This is a genomic window from Mycobacterium sp. DL, from assembly GCF_039729195.1.
GTDB lineage: Bacteria > Actinomycetota > Actinomycetes > Mycobacteriales > Mycobacteriaceae > Mycobacterium > Mycobacterium hippocampi_A.
Genome location: NZ_CP155796.1, coordinates 1604650 through 1629351 on the forward strand (window position 1 = coordinate 1604650; position 24702 = coordinate 1629351).

At 67.5% G+C, this 24702-nt stretch carries 27 protein-coding genes; 12 read left to right on the forward strand and 15 right to left on the reverse strand.

From position 1 onward, the window contains the following. The first annotated feature begins 62 nt into the window (after positions 1-62). Positions 63-1322, forward strand: coding sequence for a fatty acid desaturase (locus ABDC78_RS07810; protein ID WP_178360903.1), 1260 nt, complete (start codon positions 63-65; stop codon positions 1320-1322). 72 nt (positions 1323-1394) lie between these two features. Here ABDC78_RS07810 and ABDC78_RS07815 read toward each other — a convergent pair whose 3' ends face one another. From ABDC78_RS07815 to aroA, 3 genes are all read right to left on the reverse strand, one after another. Continuing rightward, a complete protein-coding gene (locus tag ABDC78_RS07815; protein ID WP_178360902.1) occupies positions 1395-2255 on the reverse strand; it encodes an aldo/keto reductase in 861 nt (286 codons plus the stop codon). A gap of 73 nt (positions 2256-2328) precedes the next feature. Beyond that, complete coding sequence (gene rsgA, locus ABDC78_RS07820) at positions 2329-3309, reverse strand: ribosome small subunit-dependent GTPase A (protein ID WP_178360901.1); 981 nt, start codon at positions 3307-3309, stop codon at positions 2329-2331. Further along, a complete protein-coding gene (gene aroA / locus ABDC78_RS07825; protein ID WP_178360900.1) occupies positions 3306-4613 on the reverse strand; it encodes a 3-phosphoshikimate 1-carboxyvinyltransferase in 1308 nt (435 codons plus the stop codon). Before aroA ends, rsgA begins: the two co-directional genes overlap by 4 nt. Positions 4614-4721: 108 nt before the next feature. Here aroA and ABDC78_RS07830 point away from each other — a divergent pair, with 108 nt between their 5' ends. Continuing rightward, the gene (locus ABDC78_RS07830) at positions 4722-5477 is read left to right on the forward strand and encodes an SOS response-associated peptidase (protein WP_218621231.1); all 756 of its coding nucleotides are present in this window, start codon (positions 4722-4724) and stop codon (positions 5475-5477) included. Position 5478: 1 nt separating this feature from the next. Here the strand turns inward: ABDC78_RS07830 and ABDC78_RS07835 are convergent, their stop codons facing one another. Then, positions 5479-6252 (reverse strand): class I SAM-dependent methyltransferase, encoded by a 774-nt coding sequence (locus ABDC78_RS07835; RefSeq protein ID WP_347133371.1) that lies wholly within the window; start codon positions 6250-6252, stop codon positions 5479-5481. A 25-nt stretch (positions 6253-6277) separates the two neighbouring features. Here ABDC78_RS07835 and ABDC78_RS07840 point away from each other — a divergent pair, with 25 nt between their 5' ends. After that, on the forward strand, positions 6278-7018 hold the full coding sequence (locus ABDC78_RS07840; protein ID WP_178360898.1) for a DUF2071 domain-containing protein: 741 nt from the start codon (positions 6278-6280) through the stop codon (positions 7016-7018). A 55-nt stretch (positions 7019-7073) separates the two neighbouring features. Next, positions 7074-8612, forward strand: a complete 1539-nt coding sequence (locus ABDC78_RS07845) for an aldehyde dehydrogenase family protein (RefSeq protein WP_178360897.1) — start codon at positions 7074-7076, stop codon at positions 8610-8612. An 81-nt stretch (positions 8613-8693) separates the two neighbouring features. On the opposite strand, the gene ABDC78_RS07850 is transcribed toward ABDC78_RS07845, so the two are convergent. Both ABDC78_RS07850 and ABDC78_RS07855 read right to left on the reverse strand, forming a co-directional pair. Further along, positions 8694-9539, reverse strand: a complete 846-nt coding sequence (locus ABDC78_RS07850; RefSeq protein WP_178360896.1) for an NAD(P)-dependent oxidoreductase — start codon at positions 9537-9539, stop codon at positions 8694-8696. A 9-nt stretch (positions 9540-9548) separates the two neighbouring features. Next, a complete protein-coding gene (locus ABDC78_RS07855; RefSeq protein WP_178360895.1) occupies positions 9549-10040 on the reverse strand; it encodes an aminoacyl-tRNA deacylase in 492 nt (163 codons plus the stop codon). A 291-nt stretch (positions 10041-10331) separates the two neighbouring features. Here ABDC78_RS07855 and ABDC78_RS07860 point away from each other — a divergent pair, with 291 nt between their 5' ends. The 4 genes from ABDC78_RS07860 (at position 10332) to ABDC78_RS07875 (ending at position 13441) form a co-directional block, all read left to right on the forward strand. Next, entirely contained in the window at positions 10332-10967 is a 636-nt protein-coding gene (locus ABDC78_RS07860) for a sigma-70 family RNA polymerase sigma factor (protein ID WP_178361080.1), read from the forward strand. Further along, positions 10964-11284, forward strand: coding sequence for a mycothiol system anti-sigma-R factor (rsrA, locus tag ABDC78_RS07865; protein WP_178360894.1), 321 nt, complete (start codon positions 10964-10966; stop codon positions 11282-11284). Before ABDC78_RS07860 ends, rsrA begins: the two co-directional genes overlap by 4 nt. Before the next feature lie 405 nt (positions 11285-11689). Further along, on the forward strand, positions 11690-11905 hold the full coding sequence (locus ABDC78_RS07870) for a biotin/lipoyl-binding carrier protein (protein ID WP_083740725.1): 216 nt from the start codon (positions 11690-11692) through the stop codon (positions 11903-11905). A gap of 45 nt (positions 11906-11950) precedes the next feature. Further along, positions 11951-13441 (forward strand): sensor histidine kinase, encoded by a 1491-nt coding sequence (locus ABDC78_RS07875; protein ID WP_178360893.1) that lies wholly within the window; start codon positions 11951-11953, stop codon positions 13439-13441. Between the two features lie 105 nt (positions 13442-13546). On the opposite strand, the gene ABDC78_RS07880 is transcribed toward ABDC78_RS07875, so the two are convergent. From ABDC78_RS07880 to pcaH, 6 genes are all read right to left on the reverse strand, one after another. After that, positions 13547-13801: a WhiB family transcriptional regulator gene (locus ABDC78_RS07880; protein WP_159233235.1), complete on the reverse strand. Its 255-nt coding sequence runs from the start codon at positions 13799-13801 to the stop codon at positions 13547-13549. 267 nt (positions 13802-14068) lie between these two features. Continuing rightward, positions 14069-15025 (reverse strand): diacylglycerol kinase family protein, encoded by a 957-nt coding sequence (locus ABDC78_RS07885; RefSeq protein ID WP_178360892.1) that lies wholly within the window; start codon positions 15023-15025, stop codon positions 14069-14071. A 40-nt stretch (positions 15026-15065) separates the two neighbouring features. Beyond that, on the reverse strand, positions 15066-15455 hold the full coding sequence (gene pcaC / locus ABDC78_RS07890) for a 4-carboxymuconolactone decarboxylase (protein WP_178360891.1): 390 nt from the start codon (positions 15453-15455) through the stop codon (positions 15066-15068). After that, positions 15452-16654 (reverse strand): lyase family protein, encoded by a 1203-nt coding sequence (locus ABDC78_RS07895; protein ID WP_178360890.1) that lies wholly within the window; start codon positions 16652-16654, stop codon positions 15452-15454. Before ABDC78_RS07895 ends, pcaC begins: the two co-directional genes overlap by 4 nt. Positions 16655-16656: 2 nt before the next feature. Continuing rightward, positions 16657-17211, reverse strand: a complete 555-nt coding sequence (gene pcaG / locus ABDC78_RS07900; RefSeq protein ID WP_178360889.1) for a protocatechuate 3,4-dioxygenase subunit alpha — start codon at positions 17209-17211, stop codon at positions 16657-16659. Further along, a complete protein-coding gene (pcaH, locus tag ABDC78_RS07905; protein ID WP_178360888.1) occupies positions 17208-18002 on the reverse strand; it encodes a protocatechuate 3,4-dioxygenase subunit beta in 795 nt (264 codons plus the stop codon). The genes pcaG and pcaH overlap by 4 nt, the downstream gene beginning before the upstream one ends. A 71-nt stretch (positions 18003-18073) precedes the next feature. Between pcaH and ABDC78_RS07910 the strand changes: the two genes are divergently transcribed. Then, positions 18074-18823, forward strand: coding sequence for an IclR family transcriptional regulator (locus tag ABDC78_RS07910; protein ID WP_178360887.1), 750 nt, complete (start codon positions 18074-18076; stop codon positions 18821-18823). A gap of 79 nt (positions 18824-18902) precedes the next feature. Here the strand turns inward: ABDC78_RS07910 and ABDC78_RS07915 are convergent, their stop codons facing one another. From ABDC78_RS07915 to ABDC78_RS07925, 3 genes are all read right to left on the reverse strand, one after another. Further along, the gene (locus tag ABDC78_RS07915; RefSeq protein WP_178360886.1) at positions 18903-20240 is read right to left on the reverse strand and encodes an MFS transporter; all 1338 of its coding nucleotides are present in this window, start codon (positions 20238-20240) and stop codon (positions 18903-18905) included. 41 nt (positions 20241-20281) lie between these two features. After that, positions 20282-21172, reverse strand: coding sequence for a shikimate dehydrogenase (locus ABDC78_RS07920; RefSeq protein WP_178360885.1), 891 nt, complete (start codon positions 21170-21172; stop codon positions 20282-20284). Positions 21173-21297: 125 nt separating this feature from the next. Then, positions 21298-21942 (reverse strand): TetR family transcriptional regulator, encoded by a 645-nt coding sequence (locus tag ABDC78_RS07925; RefSeq protein WP_178360884.1) that lies wholly within the window; start codon positions 21940-21942, stop codon positions 21298-21300. A 78-nt stretch (positions 21943-22020) separates the two neighbouring features. Here ABDC78_RS07925 and ABDC78_RS07930 point away from each other — a divergent pair, with 78 nt between their 5' ends. From ABDC78_RS07930 to ABDC78_RS07940, 3 genes are read left to right on the forward strand one after another with little or no spacing between them, the layout of a single operon-like run. Further along, positions 22021-23853, forward strand: coding sequence for a sugar phosphate isomerase/epimerase and 4-hydroxyphenylpyruvate domain-containing protein (locus ABDC78_RS07930; RefSeq protein WP_178360883.1), 1833 nt, complete (start codon positions 22021-22023; stop codon positions 23851-23853). A gap of 9 nt (positions 23854-23862) precedes the next feature. Continuing rightward, positions 23863-24306 carry a type II 3-dehydroquinate dehydratase gene (aroQ, locus tag ABDC78_RS07935; RefSeq protein ID WP_178360882.1) on the forward strand — a complete coding sequence of 148 codons (444 nt, stop codon included), beginning with the start codon at positions 23863-23865 and terminating at the stop codon, positions 24304-24306. A gap of 5 nt (positions 24307-24311) precedes the next feature. Continuing rightward, positions 24312-24698 (forward strand): hypothetical protein, encoded by a 387-nt coding sequence (locus ABDC78_RS07940; protein ID WP_178361079.1) that lies wholly within the window; start codon positions 24312-24314, stop codon positions 24696-24698. The last annotated feature ends 4 nt before the right edge of the window (positions 24699-24702 follow it).

A 24702-nucleotide genomic window follows, 5' to 3' on the forward strand; every position in this document is an offset into this window, starting at 1 on the left:
TGGGTAGTAACCTACGATTACGTAGGTTACGGTAGCGTAGGTACCTCGAGAGGAGGCTGACCATGGCAATCACCGACGTACCCGAATTCGTCCACCTGACGGACGCGGACATCGACAACCTGGCGCACGAACTGGATGCGATCCGCCAAGACATCGAAGACTCCCGCGGCGCGCGCGACGCGCGCTACATCCGCCGCACCATCGGTTTCCAGCGCGCGCTGGAGGTGGCAGGCCGGTTGATGCTGGCGGGCAGCTCCAAGCGCTCGTACTGGTGGGCCGGCACCGCAACACTGGGCGTGGCCAAGATCATCGAGAACATGGAGATCGGCCACAACGTCATGCACGGCCAGTGGGACTGGATGAACGACCCGGAGATCCATTCCTCCACGTGGGAATGGGACATGAGCGGCGCGTCCAAGCATTGGCGGTTCACTCACAACTTCATGCACCACAAGTACACCAACATCCTCGGCATGGACGACGACGTCGGCTACGGGGTCATCCGGGTGACGCGCGACCAGAGGTGGAAGCCGGCCAATCTCTACGGCAACCTCCTGTTCAACACGCTGCTGGCGATCGGCTTCGAATGGGGCGTCGGACTGCAGCACCTGGAGCTCGGCAAGATATTCCAGGGCCGCGACGACCGGAAGGCCACGCTCGAGCGCGTCAAGGAGTTCGGCGTCAAGGCCGGCCATCAGGTGGCCAAGGACTACGTCGTCTACCCCGCACTGACCTCGCTGTCACCGGGCGCGACGTTCACCTCCACACTGAAGGCCAACGCGGTGGCCAACGTCATCCGCAACGTGTGGGCCAACGCCGTGATCTTCTGCGGTCACTTCCCCGACGGCGCAGAGAAATTCACCAAGACCGACATGATCGGCGAGTCGCGGGGGCAGTGGTACCTGCGGCAGATGCTCGGAAGCGCGAACTTCGAGAACGGGCCGGCACTGCGCTTCATGAGCGGCAACCTCTGCTACCAGATCGAGCATCACCTGTACCCGGACCTGCCCAGCAACCGGCTGCACGAGATCTCGTTCCGGGTCAAGGAGATCTGCGACAAGTACGACCTGCCCTACACCACGGGATCCTTCCTGGTGCAGTACGGCAAGTCGTGGCGGACCATCGCCAAACTGTCTCTGCCCGACCGGTTCCTGCGCGACACCGCCGACGATGCACCCGAGACGCGCAGCGAGCGGATGTTCGCCGAACTGGATTCGGGCGAGCGGCGTGGTCTGAAGTCGGCCATCGCCGCGGTGCGGGCACGACGCCGCGCCAAAGCGGTTCAGAAGGCTACGGCCAAGCGCGACGACCTGGCCGCGTAGCTGCCTTTCGTTGAAACTGCGCTGAGGGCGGGGACTACTCGTAGTTCCCCGCCCTCAGCGCAGTATCGATGCTCAGTCGGGCACGTAGTCGAACGTGTCCGGGTTGGGTCCGATGCGGCCGTCCTCACCCTTGTCCAGAGCGTTGATCGCGTCGAAGTCCTCGGCGCCGAGCTCGAAGTCGAACAGGGCGAAGTTGTCCTTGATGCGTTGCAGCGTCACCGATTTCGGGAACACGATGTCGCCGCGCTCGATATGCCACCGCAACACCACCTGCGCCGGTGACTTTCCGGTCGCCTCGGCGATCCGGGCGACGGCGGGATCGTCGAGCACCTTGCCCTGTGCGATCGGCGACCACGCCTCAGTCGCGATTCTGTGCTGCTGACCGTACTCACGAACCGCGTTGTTCGCGAAGTACGGATGCACCTCGATCTGGTTCACCGCGGGGACCGTGCCGGTTTCCTCGGCGAGCCGCTGCAGATGGGCGACCTGGAAGTTCGACACCCCGATGCTGCGTGCGCGACCGTCTTTCTTGAACTCCTCCAACGTCTTCCACGTCGAGACGAAGTCACCGTCGTAGAGCGTGGGCAGCGGCCAGTGGATCAGGAACAGGTCGACATACGAATCGTCACCGTCGAATCCCAGCGCCGACAGCGTCTGGTCGAAGGCCCGTCGGGCGTCGTCCGGCTTGTGGAAACCGTTGTTCAGCTTGCTGGTGACGTACACCTCGCTCCGGTCGACACCGGAGTCCCGGATGCCGTCGCCGACACCCTTCTCGTTCTGGTACATCTCCGCGGTGTCGATGTGGCGGTAGCCGATGTCGAGTGCCGTCTTCACCGCAGACGCGGTCTCCTCCGGCGGGATCTGGAACACACCGAAACCCAGCTGGGGAATCTGCGTGCCGTCGTTCAGATCGATCATGGGGATATGGGTCATACCAGTTCACCTTTCCGTGTCCTTCGCCGTGAGCGTGCCCGGTGGGCAGTCGCTGCAAACCACGCCGTTCTGTTCACCCTTCGCGCATCGCCACCAACAGCCGCCGGGCGGCGCCGACCCGTCCGGCGGCCGGCCCCGTCAATGCGTCGAGCGCACATTCCGGGTCTGCCGGCGGCCCCATGTGGCCGCACCCCCGCGGGCAGTCGGCGATCGCTTCGGCCAGGTCGGAGAACGCCAACATCACATCGTCGGGAGCGATGTGCGCCAGACCGAACGACCGGATTCCCGGTGTGTCGATCACCCAGCCGCCGAAGCTCAGCGGCAGCGCCACCGACTGGGTCGAGGTGTGCCTGCCCCTGCCGATGTCGGTCACCGCGCCGATCGCCCGCTCCGCCTCGGGGACAAGGCGATTGACCAGCGTGGACTTACCCACCCCGGAATGCCCCAGCATGGCGGTGACCTTGCCGGTCAGCACCGCCACCACCTCGTCGAGTTCGTCGCCGCGCCCGGCCGTGACGATCGTCAGATCGAGGTCGGCGAACTGAGCGGTGAACGACGTCGCCGATGCGAGATCGGTTTTGGTCAGGCACAGAATCGGAACCAGCCCGCCGGCGTAGGCGGCGATCAGCGCGCGTTCCACCAGGCCGGACCGCGGCGGGGGATCGGCCAGCGCCACCACGATCAGCAGCTGGTCGGCGTTGGCGACGAAGACCCGCTCGGACGGGTCGGTGTCATCGGCGGTGCGCCGCAACACTGTTCGGCGTTCGCCGCGGCGGACGATGCGGGCCAGGGTGTCGGTGCGGCCGGAGAGATCGCCGACGATGTCGACATCGTCACCGACCACGATCGGGGTGCGGCCCAACTCCCGGGCCCGCATCGCGGTCACCCGGCGGCCCGGGTCACGCCCGAGCACACAGCCCCACCGGCCCCGGTCCACGGCGACCACCATGGCCTCTTCGGCGTCGGCGTGCTCGGGGCGGGTCTTGGTCCGCGGCCGCGAGGTCCGGCCGGGACGCACCCGGACATCGGTCTCGTCGTACTCGCGAGGACTCAATCGCGGACCGTCAGGTCGTCGGTCTGACCGGCAAGCATGTCGGCCCACAGGTGCGGGAAGTCGGGCATCGTCTTGGCCGTGGTGCCGATGTCCTCGACCTCCACCCCGGGGACCCGCAGCCCGACGATCGCCCCCGCAGTCGCCATCCGGTGATCGGCGTAGGACCGCCACACGCCCGCGCGCATCGGTTGCGCGGTGATGGTCAACCCGTCCGGCGTCTCCTCGCACTCGCCGCCGAGGCGGTTGAGTTCGGTGCGCAACGCGGCCAGTCGATCGGTCTCGTGGCCACGCAGATGGGCGATGCCGCGCAGCCGCGACACCGATCCCGGCGTGGCGAGAGCGGCCAGCGCGGCCACCGACGGTGTCAGCTCCCCGACATCACGAAGGTCGACGTCGATGCCTTCGTAGGCTGTCGAGCCCTGCACTTCGAGATATGAATCACCCTGCCGAACAACCGAACCGAGCTTCTTCAGAATCTTCAGGATGGTGTCGGCGGGCTGGGTGCTCACCGCGGGCCACCCCATGATCCGGACCGCGCCACCGCTGGCCACGGCGGCGGCCAGAAACGGCACCGCATTGGACAGGTCGGGCTCGATGACCCAGTGGCGTGGGGTGATCCGGCCGGGGGAGACCTGCCACCGGTCGGGTTGGGAGTCGTCGACCTCGACGCCGGCGTCGCGCAGCATCGACACCGTCATGGCCACGTGCGGCGCCGAGGGCACGGGTTCGCCGGTGTGCACGACCGTCAGCCCCTCGGTGAACAATGCCCCCGAGAGCAGCATGCCCGACACGAACTGGGAAGACCCGGACGCGTCGATCTCGACCGTGCCACCGCGCACCGCCCCGTCGCCCCGGACGTCGAACGGCAGGCTGTCGCCCTCGACGCCCACACCGAGCCCGCGCAGCCCGTCGAGCAGCGGTGCGATCGGGCGCGCCCGGGCCTGCTCGTCACCGTCGAAGGTCACCGTCGCGGTGCCCAGGGCGGCCACCGGCGGCAGGAACCGCAGCACGGTGCCGGCCAGGCCGCAGTCGATGCGAACGCCGGGCTGCGGATCCAGCGTGCCGCTGACGGTGAGTTCGGTGGGGTCGGTATCGGAGGCCTCGATGCTGACGCCGAGCGCCTGCAGTGCGGCGATCATCAGGTCGGTGTCGCGGCTGCGCAGCGCCCCGCTGACCGTCGACGGACCCTGCGCGACCGCGAGCGCAGCGAGCACCAATGCCCGGTTGGTCTGCGACTTCGACCCGGGCACCGTCACGGTCGCGTGCACGGGAGTTGCGGTCGTCGGTGCCGGCCAGGTGCTCACGGGTTCCTATTCTTGCCTGTCGCCGATCTCCCGGTGAATCCGGCGCGCACAAGCACCGTGGCGCCCGCGTTCTGCGCCCGATTCGCGGTGTCTGCCACCATGGAGATCATGTGCGGGAGATTCGCGGTCACCACCGATCCAGCGCTGCTGGCCGAGAAGATCCAGGCACTCGACGAGGCCACAGCAGCCACCGCCAAGGACTCGCCGGCGCCGAACTACAACGTCGCGCCCACCACGACCATCGCCACCGTGGTCAAACGCCACACCGAGCCCGACGACGAGTCGACGCGGCGGGTGCGGTTGATGCGGTGGGGTCTGATCCCGATGTGGGCCAAGACCGCCGACGGCGGCGGCCCGGACACCAAGGGCCCGCTGCTGATCAACGCCCGATCCGACAAGGTGACCACCTCGCCGGCGTTCCGCACCTCGATCAAGAGCAAGCGCTGCCTGGTTCCGATGGACGGCTGGTACGAGTGGCGCGGGCAGAAAGGTGCGAAGACGCCGTTTTACATGTACGCCGGTGACGGGGAACCGCTGTTCATGGCCGGGCTGTGGTCGACGTGGCGGCCGAAGGACGCCCCGTCCGATGCTGCACCGCTGCTGAGCTGCACGATCATCACCACCGACGCGGCGGGCGCAATCGCCGACATCCACGACCGGATGCCGCTGACGATCAGCGAACGTGACTGGGACCGGTGGCTGGATCCCGACGCGCCGGTCGACGAGGGTCTGCTGCGCGGCCACGGCGATCTGGACCGCGTCGAAATCCGCGAGGTGTCGCGGCTGGTGAACAGTGTCCGCAACAACGGGCCGGAACTCATCGAGCCCGCCGAACCCGAGCCCGAACAAGCCACGCTGCTGTGAGTCAGCGACGGGTGGCCGCCACCACCGAATAGGGCGAGACGAACCGGACCCTGCCCCGGTCGAGGTGCGCGCGCATCGCCTCGTCGAACGCCGTGACCAGCGCGTCGCGCTGCGAACCGGAGACGTTGCCGAGGACAGTGAGGTGCATCGGCGACTCCTCGGTCACGAACCGCATCGCATCGGCATGCGTGTCGAACTCCCACGTGTGGGCGCCGGATTCGATCGTGACCTCGACGAAGTCGGCGGCCAGCCTGGCCGCGGCGATGTCGGGATCACCCCACTGGTCCGGGGTGTGACCGGGGTTCGGCGGCGCGCCCAGCACCGCGACGACCGGGTCGAAGAGCGGGTTGTCGCCGCTGCGCACCCAGGAGGAGAACGCCACGACACCGCCGGAACCCAGCAACCGGCTGATCTCGCGGACCTGGCCGGTCGGTTCCACGAACACGACGCCCATGTTGGAGACGACGACGTCGAACGCCTCGTCGGGCAGCCCGGTGTCGGATGCGTCGGCGGCCATCCAGGTCACCGCACGACCGCCGTCCTTGGCCGATCCGATCTCGAGCAGCGCCGGGGTGAGGTCGACGGCGGTCACCCGTGCGCCGCGGCCCACTGCCGACAACGCGGCGTTACCGGTGCCGCAGGCGAGGTCGACGAGCGAGGCGTCACGCAGCGGCCGTCGCCGCTCGACGGCGTCGAGCACGTCGTCTGCGATGTGTGCGATACGTCGGCCGACGGCTTCGTAGCTCCCGGCGGACCAGATCGTCGGTGATGACACGGCTCCAGCGTGCCACGATGACGAGGTGAACGGTGAGCTCGGTCCATGCGGTGTCAGCCCGCTGGCACCACAGCTGGTCCGACCCGTCATCTTCGACCAGTTCTGGGCGGATCTGACGTTCGTCCACTGGCCCGTCGACCCCGGGGCCATCGCCCATCTCTTCCCGCCGGGCACCCGCCCGGACGTCTTCGCCGACGGACTGACCTACGTCGCGCTGGTGCCGTTTGTCATGCAGCACACCCGGCTGGGCACCGCACTGCCGCTGCCGTACTTCGGGACGTTCGCCGAGACGAACGTCAGGCTCTATTCGGTCGACGACGCGGGCAGACACGGCGTGCTGTTCCGATCACTGGAGACCCAGCGGCTGGCGGTCGTGCCCGCGGTCCGCAGCACGCTGGGAGTGCCTTACACCTGGGCGAAGATGCGCGTCACGCGAACACCGGACCGCATCTCCTACGCCGGCACGCGACGCTGGCCGCACAGCGGGTTGACCAGCCGGGTCACGGTGACCGTCGGCGCGCCTGTCGAGCCGACGGCGCTCGAGGTCTGGCTGACCGCGCGATGGGGTGCCCACACCCGCAAGGCCGGCCGCACGTGGTGGCTGCCCAACGAGCACACCACCTGGCCCCTGCACTCGGCGGAGATCGTCGAACTCGACGACGAGCTGGTGGCCGCCGCAGGCGTCGCCGTTGCAGGCCCGCGGCTGCGGGCGCTGTTCTCACCGGGGGTGCACACCCGTTTCGGCAGACCGGCACGGGTCCTCTGAAAGCAGCTGGGCGAATCCACGTTTGAGGGCCACCGCCCGGGTTGATACTGCTGAGATGAAGGACCTGCAGGCCAGTCCTGCCACCACCACGATCACCGTGTACAACCCAGCCGACGGATCTGTGGCCGGATCGCTGCCCGTCGACGGCGCCGAGACGGTTGCGGCGAAAGCGCGTGACCTGCGCCTGGCCCAACCCGAGTGGGAGTCGATGGGCGCCAAGGCGCGCAAGGTCTGGCTGCTGAAGCTGCAGGACTGGATCCTGGACAACGCCGAGCACCTGACCGATGTCCTGCAGTCCGAGACCGGCAAGCCGCGCACCGAGGCGGCGATGGAAGCACCGCTGTGCGCCGACCTGCTGAAGTACTGGGGAGGCAACGCCGAGAAGTTCCTGGCCGACCGGCATCCGGCCGCCCACAGCCCGCTGGGGAAGGTGAAGCGGCTGACCACCGTCCATCGCCCGTATCCGGTTGTCGGACTGATCATTCCGTGGAACTTCCCGCTTCTCAACGTCGCGCTCGACGGCGTCGCGCCGCTGGCTGCCGGTGCCGCCGTGCTGCTCAAGCCGTCGGAGGTGACGCCGCTGAGCGCTGCCGAGTTCGCCCGAGGCTGGACCGAAATCGGCGCACCGCCGGTGCTGTCGCTGACCACCGGATACGCCGAGACCGGCGCCGCGGTGATCAACAATTCCGACTGCGTGCACTTCACCGGGTCCACGGCCACCGGCCGCAAGGTCGCGGTGGCGTGCGCCGAGCGACTGATCCCGTGCAGCCTGGAACTCGGCGGCAAGGATCCGGCGATCGTGCTGGCCGATGCCGACCTCGATCGTGCGGCCGCCGGTATCGCGTGGGGCGGGATGTTCAACTCCGGGCAGGTGTGCGTCTCGGTCGAGCGCGTGTACGTCGAGGCGCCGGTGCACGACGAGTTCGTCGCGAAGCTCACCGCTGCGGTGACCGCACTGCGGCAGGGCCAGGACGACGACCGCTACCGGTTCGATGTGGGCGCGATGGCCACAGCGGCGCAGCGGGACATCGTGGCGCGCCACGTCGACGAGGCGGTCGCCGCGGGAGCGCGAGTGACCACCGGCGGGCGACCGACCGGGGTAGGTACCTTCTTCGAGCCGACAGTGCTCGCCAACGTCGACCAGTCGATGAGCTGCATCAGCGAGGAGACCTTCGGGCCCACCCTCCCGGTGGTCAAGGTCGCCGACGAAGCCGAGGCGATCCGACTCGCCAACGACTCGGCCTACGGTCTGTCCGCCAGCGTGTGGACCGCTGATGTCGAGCGAGGGGAGCGCATCGCACGCCGACTCGAGGCGGGTGCGGTGAACATCAACGACGTGCTGGCCAACGGGTTCAGCTTCTCGCTGCCGATGCCCGGCTGGAAGAACTCCGGCATCGGGTCCCGAAACGGGGGACCGGACGGAATCCTGAAATACTGTCGCGCGCAAGCGATCACGGCTCCGCGGATGCCCACGCAATCGCGTGAGGTGAACTGGTACCCGTACTCGCGCGCCAAGACGCGACTGTTCACCGGTGTCATCCGCGCGGCCGCGGGACGCGGGCTGCGTCGCCTGGGTCTCACGCCGCGGAACTAGGGGTCTCAAGCGCCGCGGAATAGCGTTCCTGGTCGTGCTCAGGGGTCTCCGAGCAGCCAGGAATGCTATTCCGCGGGCGGTTCAGGGCTGGGTGTAGCCCGGCGGGTTGGCGCCCTCGACCCAGAAGTCGACGCCCAGGTCCGATCCCGGGATGCAGTCGTACACCGACAGATCGGTGACGCCGGACTCCAGCAGCACGTCCTCGCACAGCAGCGTGTGGCCGGTGTAGCTGGAGGGCTTGTTCAACACGACGTAGGCGGCGTCGGAGTACACCTCGGGCTTGCGGGACCGCGCCATCGACTCGTCACCGCCGAGCAGGTTCTGCACCGCCGCGGTCGCGACCATGGTGCGCGGCCACAAGGTGTTGGAGGCGATGCCCTGCTCGCGCATCTCTTCGGCGATTCCCAACGCGCACAGGGTCATTCCGAACTTGGCCATCATGTACGGAGTGGGTTTGAGCCACTTGGACTCCAGCAGGATCGGTGGCGACAGCGTCAGGATGTGGGGGTTGTCGCGGCCCTTCATGTGGGGCAGGCAGGCCTGCGACACCGCGTAGGTGCCGCGCACCTGGATGCCGTTCATCAGGTCGAAGCGCTTGAGCGGCACGTCTTCGATGGAGCCCAGGTTGATCGCCGAGGCGTTGTTCACGCAGATGTCGATGCCACCGAACTGCTCCACGGCGGCGGCGACGGCGGCGGCCACCGAATCGCCGTCGCGTACGTCACCGACGATCGGCAGCGCCTGCCCGCCGACCTCCTCGATCTCCTTGGCCGCGGTGTACACCGTCCCCGGCAGCTTCGGGTGGGGTTCGGCGGTCTTGGCGACCAGCGCGATGTTGGCGCCGTCGGCGGCGGCACGTTTGGCGATCGCCAACCCGATTCCGCGGCTGGCGCCGGAGATGAACATGGTCTTTCCCGCGAGTGACATGGGCTCACCTTATTGCGCCCGGATGTCCGCGGTCACCGCCTTGGTGAGGGTGACCAGATCCTCGGGCGCCAGCGACACGTCCCAGCCACGCTTGCCTGCGCTGCACAGCACCCGGTCCCACTGCAGCGCCGACGAGTCGACGACAGTGGCCAGCTGGGTGCGCTGTCCGAGGGGGGAGATGCCGCCGACCACGTACCCGGTCGAACGTTGGGCGGCAGCGGGGTCGGCCATCGTGGCCTTCGGAACGGACAGCGCGGCCGCGGCGGCCTTCAGCGACAACTTGGACGGCACCGGCAGCACGGCGACACCAAGTCCTTTGGGGAGTGCGATGACCAGGGTCTTGAAGATCTGCTCGGGAGCGAGGCCGCCGGCCTGCGCCAGCTCGTTGACCGCCTCCTCGCCGAACGAGTCGCTGCGAGGGTCGTGCCGGTACTGCACGACGGTATGCGGAACACCCGCGGCGAGCAGCGCCGCGATCGCCGGTGTTGCCGCCCGTGCCACCGGCACAGCCTAAAGCCGGCGATCATCACTGCGGGGAACAAGGACCGCCATCGGCACTGTTGTTGACCACAGCTGTAGCAGGTGAACAGCCGGCCGGAAGAACCAGTCGGCCGGAACCTCTAGGATCGCGGAAGGGGATTTATGGTGCTGACGCTGGCCATGCAGGCCCCGACGCGTTCGGCGATAGTGCTGGACGTGATTGGCGGCCCCGCTACAGAAGGGACGGTGTTCCCCACGATGACCGACACCGATGGATCGGGTCCCGACGCGACCCGCAAGACAGACTCGGTTGTGAGCGAGCTCGACTCTGAGCCGGAAAAACCTGCCGAAACCGATGCCGAGCTGACCGCGAGGTTCGAGCGGGACGCAATCCCGATGCTCGATCAGCTCTACGGCGGCGCGATGCGGATGACGCGCAATCCTGCCGATGCGGAGGATCTGCTTCAGGAAACGATGGTCAAGGCCTATTCGGGCTTTCGTTCGTTCCGCGAGGGCACAAACCTCAAAGCGTGGCTGTACCGCATCCTGACCAACACCTACATCAACAGCTACCGCAAGAAGCAGCGCCAGCCGGCGGAGTATCCGACCGAGGAGATCACCGACTGGCAGCTCGCGGCGAATGCCGAACACACCTCGACAGGTCTGCGGTCCGCGGAGGTCGAGGCGCTGGAGTTGATGCCGGACAGCGAGATCAAGGAAGCCCTGCAGTCGCTGCCCGAGGATTTTCGGATGGCGGTGTACTACGCCGACGTCGAGGGCTTCCCGTACAAGGAGATCGCCGAGATCATGGATACCCCGATTGGCACGGTGATGTCGCGTTTGCACCGCGGCAGACGTCAGCTGCGCGAGTTGTTGGCCGATGTGGCCCGCGAGCGTGGTTTCATGCGCGGGGAGCAGATCGACGCGCAGGAGGAGGTTTCGTCATGAGCGGCACCGATTCGACCAGCGGCTCGTCCGACGAGCGATGGACCCCGCCGATCGGCCCCGTGGACCCGGAGCACCCCGAGTGTGCTGCGGTGATCGCCGAGGTCTGGACGTTGCTGGACGGTGAATGCACCGTGGAGACCAGAGACAAGCTGCGCCTTCACCTCGAAGAGTGCCCGACGTGCCTCCGGCACTACGGGGTCGAGGAGAAGATCAAGCGGCTGATCGCCACCAAATGCAGCGGCGAGCGGGCTCCGGACAGTCTGCGTGAGCGGCTGCGCATCGAGATCAGCCGGACCACGATCATCCGTCACAGCTAGGTAGCGCTCCGCCGCTGGGTGGGGTGAGACGTGAGAAGGGCAAAAACAGACCCCCGAAGAGCTCTCCGGGGGTCGTTTTTGCTGCTAGCGACCAAGGGAAGTGCTAGCGCACTGCTTTCGAGCCGCAGTTGGGTCGCTTGCCGTGATTGGCCTTCGAGTGCTTGCGGTCGCGCTTCTTACGGCCACGCTTGGCCATGATGTACCTCCGGGTAGTCAGTGGGTTATCCAGCCCGCGCGCGGCGGAGCGTTGACCCATTGTCGCATGCTTCTCCGACACCGAATTCATCGCGGCCCGAGGTCCGGGGCGGTGACTCTGTCACGATCACCCTGCCATTCCTCGCTGCGGGCCCTCGTTGTGGTTCGATAGGACACGACAGCGCCAGTGCTGAGTGGAGTGGGGTGAAGATGGCCGAGGACGTTCGCGCGGAAATCGTGGCCAGTGTGCTCGAGGTCGTGGTCCACGAAGGCGATCAGATCGGTGAAGGCGACACTGTGGTGCTGCTCGAGTCGATGAAGATGGAGATCCCCGTGCTCGCCGAGGTCGCCGGGACCGTCAGCAAGGTCAGTGTGTCCGTCGGCGACGTCATCCAGGCCGGCGATCTCATCGCAGTCATCAGCTAGCGCCCGCCGGTCCGACTGACCCACACGCTCCGGAGGCAGTAGGCCATGTCCACCCTCGGTGACCTGCTCGCCGAGCACACCATCCTGCCCGGCAGCGCAGTCGATCACCTGCACGCCGTGGTGGGGGAATGGCAGCTTCTCGCCGACCTCTCGTTCGCCGACTATCTGATGTGGGTGGGCCGCGACGACGGACGCGTCGTGTGCGTCGCCCAGGTACGTCCCAACACCGCGCCGACGGTGCTGCTGGCTGACGCCGTGGGCACGCTCGGCGAAACCGAGGACATCCCGATCGTGGCCGCGGCCTTCGAGTCCGGTGTCATCGGCCGCGCCACTGTCGAGGGGCGAAACGGCTCGCCCGACCTGAACGTGGAGGCCGTGCCGGTCCGGCACGGGAACGCCGTCGTCGCCGTGCTCACACATCAGACATCGGCGGCGCCCCGGCAGGCGAGCCCGCTGGAAACCGCGTACGTGGACTGTGCGGGCGACATGCTGCTGATGCTGTCCGAGGGCACCTTCCCCAATGTCGGCGATCTCGCGATGTCCCGATCGAGCCCCCGCGTCGGCGACGGTTTCATCCGACTCGACGACACCGGCCTGGTGATCTATGCGAGCCCGAACGCCATCTCGGCGTATCACCGGATGGGGCTCGCGGCCGAACTCGAGGGCCACAATCTGGTCGGCGTGACCCGGCCCCTGATCTCAGATCCCTTCGAAGCCCAGGAACTGGCCGACCACGTTCGGGATTCTCTGGCGGGTGGGTCCAGCATGCGGATGGAGGTCGACGCCGGCGGCGCGGCGGTCCTGCTGCGCACCCTGCCGCTGGTGGTGCACGGCGCGGCCGTGGGCGCCGCGGTGCTGATCCGTGACGTCACCGAGGTCAAGCGCCGCGACCGGGCGCTGCTGTCCAAGGACGCCACCATCCGGGAGATCCACCACCGCGTCAAGAACAACCTGCAGACGGTCGCCGCACTGCTGCGGCTTCAGGCGCGCCGGACGAACAACGCCGAGGGCCGTGAGGCGCTCATCGAGTCGGTGCGTCGGGTGTCGTCGATCGCGCTGGTGCACGACGCCCTGTCGATGTCGGTGGACGAAGAGGTCAACCTCGACGAGGTGATCGACCGGATCCTGCCGATCATGAACGACGTTGCGACAGTGGACTCGCCGATCCGGATCAACCGAACGGGTGAGCTGGGTGTGCTGGACGCCGACCGGGCCACCGCCCTGATCATGGTGATCACCGAACTCGTGCAGAACGCGATCGAGCACGCCTTCGACACCACCACCTCGCAGGGCTGCGTCACGATCCGGTCCGAACGGTCGGCACGCTGGCTCGATGTCGTCGTTCACGACGACGGACGCGGGCTCCCGGACGGGTTCAGCCTCGAGAAGTCCGACCGGCTCGGTCTGCAGATCGTGCGGACGCTCGTCTCGGCAGAACTCGACGGGTCGCTGGGCATGCACGGGGTGGCCACCGGGGGCACCGACGTGACGCTGCGGGTGCCGATCGGCAGACGCGGGCGAACAAGCCAATATTGACCGTCACCAACAAATGGCGTCATGTGTCGGAATTCGCGCGAATTGTATTTACATAGTTACGGCCCCGACATTTGTCGGGGCCGTAACTGAAAAGTGCGGTGTCGGCTAGACGCTGCTGCGTGCCTTGGTACGAGCATTGCGACGCTTGAGCGCACGACGCTCGTCCTCGCTCATGCCGCCCCAGACGCCTGCATCCTGACCGGACTCCAACGCCCAGCTCAAGCACTCGGCGGTCACCGGGCAGCGGTTGCACACGAGCTTCGCGTCAGCGATCTGGGCAAGGGCCGGTCCACTGTTTCCCACCGGGAAGAACAGTTCCGGATCCTCGTCGCGACAGACCGCCTTGTGGCGCCAATCCATTGCTCTAACTCCTTTTCATGTGCGCAGCAGAGCGCACGAACTTTACTTCGGCTGTTAACGCGAGCGCACCAAATGTTTCTGCGCTGTTGCATAAGATGCTTTCACAGGCTGAACAGATGTCAATAGCAGTTCGTTAACACGTGGTCTATCTCACTACCGAGGTCCGTTACCGGGTCTCTAACTCCGTTGTACTACGCTCAACACACCTGCGCCCTAAATTCGCGCTGTGAACTAGCTTCCAAAATTAGTTCCCGCTGGTCAAGGCAATTAATCAGTCAGTTCCGGCAGCGGAGCAACCACGCCGAGAGCGTCGGGCACCGCCGTGAACTCCATCGCCTCGCGCAATCCGACGTAGTCCCCGTCGATCTGACATGCGACCGGGGTGTCGCTGGTCACCCTCAGCCAGGCCAGGTCGTCGTCGCGGATCAGGTGCTTGGCATCGAGGCGCGGGGCGCGCGACAGCATCTGGCGCACCACGCCCAGGTTGGACCACACGTTCATGCTGGTGATCGCGAACACCCCCAGACCTGTCTCGAAGGTCGTGTCGGGGTTCGTCCACACCGGACGCTTGTTGGCATAGGTCCACGGGCTCGAGTTCGACACGAACGCGAAGTGCACGCCGCCGACCGGTTCGCGGCCGGGCAGGCGCACGGTCATCGTCGGCTCCTTGCGCGCGTTGGCGAGCATCTCGCGGATCGCGACCCGGATATAGCGCGATGCGGTGACCTTGCGGCCCTTCGCCCGCTGCGCCTCCACAGCGGCGACGACGTCCCCGTCGACCCCCATGCCCGAGGTGAACACCCCCCAGCGCTCCTTGCAGTCCATCAGGCCGATCCGCCGCCAGGTGTGGTCGCGGCGGTAGGCGCCGAGCAGGTCGACGAGCTGATTGGTGGCGTCGACGGGGTCCGGGCTGATTCCGAGTGCGCGGGCGAACACATTGGCCGATCCGCCGGGCACCACGCCGACGGCGGGGCCCGCGTCGCCCGGTCCCACTTCGCCGAGGATGCCGTTGACCACCTCGTTCACGGTGCCGTCGCCACCGTGCACGATCAGCACGTCCACACCGGCGCGGGTGGCTTGTTGCGCGATCTCGATGGCGTGGCCTCGATGGTCGGTGTGCACCACGCTGAGTTTCACGCGGCTCTCCAGTGCGTGCGCCAGCAGGTCACGACCGGCAGGCGTCGTCGAGGTCGCATTCGGGTTGACGATCAGCACGGCGCGCACGAGGGCTGAGCCTATCGGGCGGGAAAGTCGACTCGTCGGGTCAGTGCGGAGCATCCTCGGCGAGGACGCCGGCGGCGATCCGGAACGCGGTGTTCGCATCCGGCACGCCGCAGTAGATTGCGGTCTGCAGCAACACCTCTTTGATCTCGGCGACGGTCAGCCCGTTCCGTCGAGCGGCCCGGAGGTGCAGGGCCAGTTCCTCATGATGGCCACGGGCAACCAGCGCGGTCAGCGTGATCATCGACCTGCTGCGGCGGTCGAGCCCGGGACGCGTCCAGATCTCTCCCCACGCATAGCGGGTGATCAGTTGCTGGAAGTCGGCGGTGAAGTCTGTGGTGGCCGCGCCGGCGCGGTCGACGTGCGCATCACCGAGGACCTCGCGGCGCACGGCCAGGCCGGGGTAGTAGGGATCGTCATAACCATCGGTCACTGTGACTCCTCGAGGTAGTGGCTGGCGCGCAGCAGGGCGGCGTCGATCAGTTCATCACCGGCGCCGAGGTACGTCGAAGCGGGGGCGCGTCCGACGAGGGTGCTCATCGTCTGCTGCTCTGAATAAATACCTTGCGCAGCAGTCAAGTTGGCCGCGGCATTCGACGCGTTCACCCGCAGTGCGGTGAGCAGGTCGGTGGCCTGCGATGCGGCGACCACGGTGTGGCGGGTCAGCGTGCGCAGCGCGTCCCATTCGGCATGCCATGCGCCGTCGGCCCGTTCGTCTACCTGCGCGGCCGACGCAGCATGCAGGATCGCCCCCAACTGGGGCGCGGTCAGCGCCGCTCTGCGCAGCAGCACCGCGAGTACCGGATTGCTCTTGTGCGGCATCGTCGACGAGCCGCCGCCGGACGCCTCGATGAGCTCACCGATCTCGGGCCGGCTCGCGGTGGCCACCTCGTTGGCGATGCGACCCCAGGCGTCGCAGCAGGTGACCATCGCATCGGCGGTACGGGTGAGGGTGGATCGATTGGTGTGCCAGGGGTACGCGGCACGGAGGCCGAGGCGATCGGCGAGTGCCTCGGCCAGGTCGAATGCCCGCCGTGGGGATCCGGTCAGCTCGGTGGCCGCCGCCAGCGTTCCCGCCGCGCCGCCGACCTGGACGGGCAGTGTGGGCAGCGCGGCCAGGTTCTCGGCGCTGTCGAGAACCGAGTTCAGCCACACCGCGAACTTCAGACCCGCCGTCCCGGGCAGTGCCGGCTGAGTCAGCGTGCGGGTGAGAAGCGCTGTGCTGCGGTGGTTTTCGGCCTGACCGGCCAGGACGCGCACCTGTGTGGCCAGGTGGTGGGCGACGGCGGCGAGCGCATCGCGCGTACACAGCATCAGCGCCGAGTCGACGACATCCTGACTGGTCAGGCCACGGTGTAGCCACCGTCCGGCATCGTCGGGAGCACGCGATCGCAGCATCGCCACCACGCCGGTGACGGGATTGCCGTCCTGCTCGGCCCCTTCGGCGACGGTCTGCTCGTCACCGGCGCGCACCAGAGAGGTCAGATCTACTGCCGCCGACTCAGGCGCGACGTCGTGTTCGACAAGTGCTGCCAGCCAGGCATTCTCGACTGCGACAAGAGCATCGAAGAATGCACGTCCGCTCATCAGCGTGGCGGCGCGGTGATCGCCCGGCCAGAACAGATCCGTCACGCTCAATGTCCCGGGTAGCGCAGGAAGACCGTCTCGCCGGGGCCCTGGAGTGACACATCGAAGCGCAGTCCGGTGGCGTCGCGCTCGGCGATCAGGGAGCTGCGGCGCTCCTCGGGCAGTGACGACAGCAGCGGGTCGTTCTCCAGCGCGGGTCCCGGGACGTAGGCGCGGGTGAACAGCCGGTTGAGCAGTCCGCGGCCGAACACGGTCACCATGATGAACGCGGCCCGGCCCGGCTCGGTGGGGCCGGGTTCGACGGTCGAGAAGCTGTAGTGGCCGTCGTCATCGGTGGCGGCCCGGCCCCAGCCGGTGAACGTCCAGCCGTCGCGATGCAACGATCCCGCCGAGCGCGGCACATGGCCGTCGCGGTCGGCCTGCCAGATCTCCAGCATCACGTCCCGCACCGGCTGACCGTCACCGTCGGTGACGGTGCCGTGGAAGTGGACAGCTCCGGCTGCCTGCGGCGGAACCAGTTCGGCGCCTTGCTCATACGGCAGCGCGTAGCCGTAGAACGGACCGATGGTCTGGCCGGGGGTGGCGACAAGCAAGGTGCTCACCGGTGGTCCTCCTCAGGGTCTCCCAGTGGTGTGCCCTGCGACCCGGTCAGCACGATGTCCCAGCGGTAGCCGGTGCACCATTCATGGGTCGAGACACTGTGGTCGTAGGTGGCGATCAGCCGTTCGCGGGCCTTCTGATCGGTGATGGACTGGAAAATGGGATCCAGCTTGAACAGCGGATCACCCGGAAAGTACATCTGCGTGATCATCCGCTGAGTGAAATCGGTTCCGAACAACGAGAAGTGGATGTGCGCGGGGCGCCACGCGTTGCGGTGGTTCTTCCACGGATAAGGCCCGGGCTTGATGGTGGTGAACGAGTAGTTGCCGTCGTTGTCGGTCAGGCAGCGACCGACCCCGGTGAAGTTGGGATCCAGGGGAGCGGCATGTTGATCGCGCTTGTGCACATAGCGGCCTGCGGCGTTGGCCTGCCAGATCTCGACCAACTGTCGGCGCACCGGCCGGCCGTCGCCGTCGACGATGCGCCCGGTGACGACCATCCGCTCGCCGATCGGCTCGCCGTGGTGCTGAGCGGTCAGATCGGATTCGAGCGGGTGTACGTCGCGATCGCCGAAGGCGGGTGTCCACAGCTCGACGCCCTCGGGATCGGCATGGTGCAGCGCCTTGGTGGGGTGGCGCAGCAGGCTGCTGCGGTAGGGCGAGTAGTCCAGCCGCGGCTGGGTCTCCTCGACGCCCGCCCGTACGTAGTCCGACTCGATTGCGGCCATCTCGGCATTGATCTCTGCCTGGCTCGCGGTCGCGCTGTCCGGGTCTGTGTCGACCATTGCTGTCATGGAGAACACCGTAAGACGCCGGCGGTGGCAGAGGGAAGGCTAGACTTCCGTTCAGCGGAAGGAATGGCATATTGGCGGGACACGCTTCCACCCCCGGGGTCACCGTGACACAACGTTTGCTGGCGATCGTCGGCGCGTTCGACGACCGGCACCGCTCGCTCGCGCTGACCGACCTCGCCCGACGCGCCGGCCTCGCGGTACCCACCGCGCATCGGCTGATCGGCGATCTGGTGTCCGGAGGCGCGCTCGAGCGCCGCGACGACGGTCGCTACGTCATCGGTCGGTTGCTCTGGGAGGTGGGGCTGCTGGCCCCGGTGCAGGGACGCCTGACCGAGGTAGCCGAGCCTTTTCTCAGCGATGTGTACGCCGCGACCCTGGCCACGGTGCATCTGGCCGTGCGCGACGACACCCAGGTGCTGTATCTGCAGCGGCTCGCCGGGCGCGCCTCGGTGCCGATCGTGTCGACCGTCGGCAGTCGACTGCCCATGCACTGCACCGGCGTGGGAAAGGTGTTGCTCGCGCATGCTCCTGAAGAGGTTCGCGAGCGGGTCCTGCAGAATTTGCCACGGGTGACGGCTCGGACCATCACGTCGCGCCAGATCCTGGACACTCAACTGGAGCGAATCAGGCGGGACGGCGTTGCGCTGACAGCCGAGGAGATGTCGATCGGCGCATGTTCGCTGGCGGTCCCGGTCGTCCAGTCCTCGGACAACAGAGTGGCGGCCGCGATCGGGGTGGTGGTGCCCACCCTCAAACGCGACCGCCAGCGGCTGATCGGTGCCCTCCAGGTCGCTGCCCGGGGCATCGGCCGACTCCTCTGACCTCCAGCGCCGGAGTTGCATTCCAGCAGCCGAAGTTCGAGAAGCAAACTGCTGGAATGCAATTCCGGCGAACGGTTGGTCAGTGGCTGACCAGGTCCTTGCGGGGCTCGGAGGCGGGTCGGCCCAACAGCTTGGTCGGGACGTCCCTGGTCTCGCGGGCCGTCAGCGCGGCACCGGCCGAGATCAGGCAGATCACCGCGGTGAAGACGCTGATGACCACCCAGCCGCCTTCCCGCACACCACCCAGCGCGGTCACGATCGAGGGCGCGAAGCCCGCCATCAGGAAGCCGAGTTGGGTGCCGATCGCCAGACCGGAGAACCGGACCTGGGTGGAGAACATCTCCCCGTAGAAGGACGGCCAGACGGCGTTGGCCGCGGCGTAGCCGAACGAGAAGGTCGCGATGGCCAGCGCGAAGGTCAGCAGGTGGTTGTCCTGGCTCATCGAGAGCATGTAGAAGGGCATCAGGACCGCCGACGACACGGCTCCGTAGATGAACACCGGCTTGCGCCCGAGTCGGTCAGCGAGCCGGCCGAAGAGCGGCTGGGTGAACAGGGCGCCGATGTTGGCGACCACGACGAGCCACAACGTGAGGTCGGCTTCGAGCCCGACCTCCTTGCCGTAGGCCAGTGCGAGGTTGGCGAAAACCGTTGACACCGCGGCGATGAACGCGCACAGGATGACGCGCACGACATCGCGCCAGTGGTTGCGCATCAGCGGGAGCAGCGGCATCCGGGCGAGCGTGCCGGCGTTCTTGGCCTCGGTGAACTGCGGGGTCTCGTGCAGCTGTCGGCGGATGAAGTACGCCACGACGACCACGATCGCGGACAACCAGAACGGGACCCGCCAGCCCCAGCTGTACTTCGCCTCGTCGGGCAGCGCCATGAACGGGATCATCACCAGCGACGCGAGGATCAGACCGCCCTGCGTCCCGGTCAGCGTCCACGAGGTGAAGAAGGCGCGTTGGTTGTCGGGGGAGTGTTCGAGGGTCAGCGAACTCGCCCCGGCCTGCTCGCCGGCCGCCGACAGCCCCTGCAGCAGACGGCAGAGCACCAGCAGCGCCGGCGCCGCCCACCCGATGGTGGCGAAGCTCGGCAGGCAGCCGATGATGAACGTCGAGATACCCATCAGCACAAGGGTGAACATCAGGACCCGCTGACGTCCGATCCGGTCACCGAAGTGGCCCAGGATGACCGCGCCGATCGGCCGCGCGATGTAGGCGAAGCCGAAGGTGGCGAACGACATCACCAGTGCCGCTTCGTTGTCCGACGGGAAGAACACGTGCGGGAAGATCAGGGCGGCGGCGGAGCCGAACAGGAAGAAGTCGTAGTACTCGACGGCACTGCCCATGAAGCTGGCCAGTGCCGCCTTCTTCGGCGTCTTCTCCGGGAGGGCTCCCGGATCGTGGGTGGTGGACATCAGTGACTCCTTTGGCGAATTGTGCCGGATGGATGGATATTTCAGGGTTGTTCTGGACGTTCGGCGACCAGTGAGCGGAAGTGCGTCGACATTCGCCGGGCGTCAGGGGTGATGCCGGTGATGAGCGCGAACGCGTCGGTGGCCTGGTACACCGCCATGTGACCGCCGTCGAGGGTGCGGCATCCGGCGGCCCGGGCCGCCTTCAGCAGCGCGGTGTCCAGCGGCCGGTAGACGATGTCGGCAACCCAGAGCCGGGGGCCGAGGAGGTCGGCCGGGAACGGCAGCCCGGGATGAGCGGCCATCCCGGTGGGCGTCGCATGCACGACGCCGTCGCTGTCGGGCAGCAGCACCGAGAGCTTGTCGAACGACGACGCGTCGAGCTGGGCCAGCGGGTGCCGGGCGGCGAGGTCGCGAGCCAGGGCGCCGGCCCGTTCGACGTCGAGATCGACGATCGTGAGGTGGCCGGTGCCCAGCCGCAGCAGCGCGTCGGCCACGGCCGTTCCGGCCCCGCCCGCGCCGACCAGAACCACGGAGTCGACGGCGGCGCCGGGCAGTCCCTCCCGGAAGCCGTGCGCGAAGCCTGTGGTGTCGGTGTTGAAGCCGGACCTGCGGCCGGTCTCGCGGTCGAAGACGACGGTGTTGACCGCTCCGAGGGTGGCTGCCACCGGATCGACCTCGTCGAGGTGCTCGAGCACCAACTGCTTGCAGGGATGGGTGATGTTGAGGGCGTCGTAGCCCATGGCGCGGGCCCAGGCCAACACTTCCCCGATCCGGGTGGGGGCGACGCGGAGGTCATCGAGGTCGATGGTGCGGTAGACGTAGTCCAGGCCTTGAGCGCGCGCCTCGGCCATGTGCAGAGCGGGGGTCAGCGACGGGCCGACGCCGGTGCCGACGAGGCCCACGAGGTAGGGGTGTGGTGATCGACGGTCCATGGTTGCGCTCTCCGTAATGTACTAACTGGTACGTTCACGAAAGTAGAGCATTGTGGTGCGCGTCCCGTCAAGGGGTGAATGTGATCGGGCCCATAGCCAGGGGCCGGAGGTGACCGCTGCGGCGGTCAGGTCGTGCTGGTCAGCCAGCCGACGACCACGTCGCCGATCATCCGGCGCAGATGCGCGCGCCGCGACGTCTCGGTGAGGTCGATGTCGAACAGAAACCCGAAGGTGTATCGGTTGGCGACCTGGAACACGCAGTACGAGCTGATCACCAGGTGCACGTCGAGGGCGTCGACGTCGTCACGGAACACTCCGGCCGAGTGGCCGTCGTGCAGGATCTCGTCGAGAAGCGAGGTCGCCGGCGTCGACAGGTCGCGCAGCGAGCTCAGCCGGGCGATGAACTCGCCGCGATGGATGTTCTCGATCGAGACGAGCCTGATGAACGCGTCGTGTGCGATGTGGTGGTCGAAGGTCAATTCGGCAAGTCGTCGGATCGCCTCGACGGGATTGGTGTGATTGACCCGCAACTTCTGTTCGGCCTCGCGGATGCCGCGGTACGCGTTCTCCAGAACAGCCAGGTAGAGCTGTTCCTTGCCGCCGAAGTAGTAGTAGATCATCCGTTTGGTGGTGCGGGTGCGCTCGGCGATCTCGTCCACGCGGGCGCCGGAGTAGCCCGACTCGGCGAACACCTCGGTGGCCACCGCGAGCAACTCGGCGCGGGTGCGCTCGGCGTCCCGCTGCAGATCGGCTTTCGGCTTGGCGGCCACGACCGCTGAGCTTACTGTTTGTGCGCCTTGCGGGGCCGCACCCTTCCGGATCAATGAACTAATTGGTACATTGCTGTGATGAAGACCTCGATTGCGACGGTGTCACTGTCCGGATCACTGGTCGAGAAGCTGCATGCTTGCGCCGCCGCCGGCTTCGACGGCGTCGAGATCTTCGAGCCCGATCTGATCGCCGGAGACCACTCTCCGGAGGAGATCCGTGCCCTGGCGCGTCGCCTCGGCCTCTCCCTGGACCTCTATCAACCACTGCGCGATCTCGAGGGCGTCGACGACATCACCTTCGCTGACAACCTCCGCCGCGCCGCGGCCACCTTCGCCACCGCAGAACGTCTCGGGATCACCACCGTCCTGGTGTGCAGCAACGTCGCCACCGCGACCGTCGACTCCGATCAGGTGTCCGCCGATCAGCTGCGCCGTATCGGCGAGCTCGCGCAGAGCCGCGGCGTCCGGATCGCGTTCGAGGCGCTGGCGTGGGGTCGTTTCATCAACGACTACCGGCGCGCCTGGCGGGTGGTCGAGCTCGCCGACCACCCGGCGGTCGGGGTGTGCCTGGACAGCTTCCACGTGCTCTCTCGCGGCCACGACCCGTCGGCGATCGCCGACATCCCCTCGGAGAAGATCTTCTACCTCCAGCTCGCCGACGCGCCCGCTCTGTCGATGGACGTGCTGTCGTGGAGCCGCCACCATCGGCTGTTCCCGGGCGAGGGCAGCTTCGACCTGACCCGCTTCGTCACCTGCGTGCTGGCCGCCGGCTACGACGGCCCGCTGTCGCTCGAGGTCTTCAACGACACCTTCCGCCAGACCGATCCCGGACACACCGCCGTGCACGCCCTGCGCTCGCTGTTGTGGCTGCAGGACAAGGTCGCGGCCGCCAACCCCGAGGGATGGCGTCCGGCGCTGACCACGCTGCCCGCCGCCAAGCCCCCGGTCGCCTTCGACTTCGTCGAACTCAAGGCCGAGGACACCAGCGAAGTCGAGGTGCTGCTCGGGCAACTCGGGTTCGCCATGCGGGGACGGCATCGCACCAAGCCGGTGTCGCTGTGGTCGGCAGGCGCGGCGCGCGTCGTGCTCAACGAGCAGCAGGCCCGCGATCGGGTGCCGCACGTGGCGGCGGTCGGACTGCAGGTGCCCGACGCCGACGCCACCTCCTCGCGCGCCGCGGAGCTGATGGCTCCGCTCGCCTACCGGCGCACCTACGCCTCCGAACAGCCCTTCGGAGCGGCCGTGGCCCCGGACGGCACGGAGTTCTTCTGGATCACCGAAACCCACGGCGCCCCGGCATGGGTCGCCGAGTTCGAGGCCGGACTGCCGGATTCGGTGTCCGACTCCCAGCCGGTCCGCGCGATCGATCACGTCAACCTGACCCAACCGTGGCAGACCGCCGAGGATGCGGTTCTGTTTCTCACCAGCGTGTTCGGGCTGACTCCGGACGCCCCCGCCGAGGTGCCGGGGCCGACCGGGCTGGTCCGCAGCCAGGTCATGCGCACCGCCGACGGCTCGATTCGGCTGCCGCTCAATGTGGCGCCCCATGTTCTGGACGGCGCGGGTCTGGCCCAGCACATCGCGTTCGGCTGTGCGGACGTCGTCGCACTGGCCCGCCGTGCGGCCGCGAACGGACTGCGGTTCCTGCCGGTTCCGGACAACTACTACGACTACCTGCACGGTCGCTTCGGCCTCGACGGCGACCAACTGGCCGAACTCCGCGAACTCAACCTGCTCTACGACCGCGTCCCCGGAAGTCCGGGCGACTATTTTGTGCATTTCTACACCCGCACTGTCGGCTCGGTGTTCTTCGAGTTCGTCCAGCGTTTCGGACACTACGACGGATATGGCGTCGACAACGCCCCGGTGCGGTTGGCCGCCCAGCGCGGTCGCGCCGGTCACAGCCGGTAGGTTACGGCCGTGACCGAACGTCGACTGCTGCTCGTCAACGGGCCGAACCTGAACCTGCTCGGCACCCGGCAACCCGAGGTGTACGGATCCACCACACTGGCGCAGATCGAGGCGAGGGTGGCGGAGCTGGCCGCCGCGTCGGGCCTGGACATTCGGGCCGTGCAGAGCAATCACGAAGGTGTGCTCATCGACGCGATCCACGACGCGCGCACCGACTGCGCGGGCATCGTGATCAACCCCGCCGCCTACAGCCACACCTCGGTGGCGATCGCCGATGCGCTGCGCTCGGTGGAGCTACCGGTCGCCGAGGTGCATCTGAGCAACATCCACGCCCGCGAAGAGTTCCGTCACCACTCGTACGTGTCCGCCGTCGCCGACATGGTGGTGGCCGGTGCCGGACCGCTGGGCTATGAGATGGCGGTGCAGTACCTGGCCGGCAGGCTCTCGCAGTGACTCCGATGCCCCGTGCGGTGCGCGTCGCCGGCACCATCGTCGCCCTGCAGGGGGGCCTGGCCCTGGTCACAGCCGTCGTGCTGACGTTCCGGGAGGCCTCGGGTCACCGGGAGGCCGGGATCAGCGGTTACGGCACCGCGGCTTGGTTCGTGATCATGGGAGCGGGCGTGCTGGCCGCAGGCTGGGCGCTGTGGACCGGTCGGCAGTGGGGCCGCGGCATCGCGGTGTTCGTCAACCTGCTGCTGCTGGGCGTCGCGTTCTACGTCTTCACCTCGGGGCAACTGGGGTACGCGGTGCTGGTCGCCGTGGTGTCGGTGGCCGTGCTCGCGCTGCTGTTCAACTCCTCGACGGTGAACTGGCTGACGCAGTCGTCGGCCGACGACGAGCGCTGAGGGG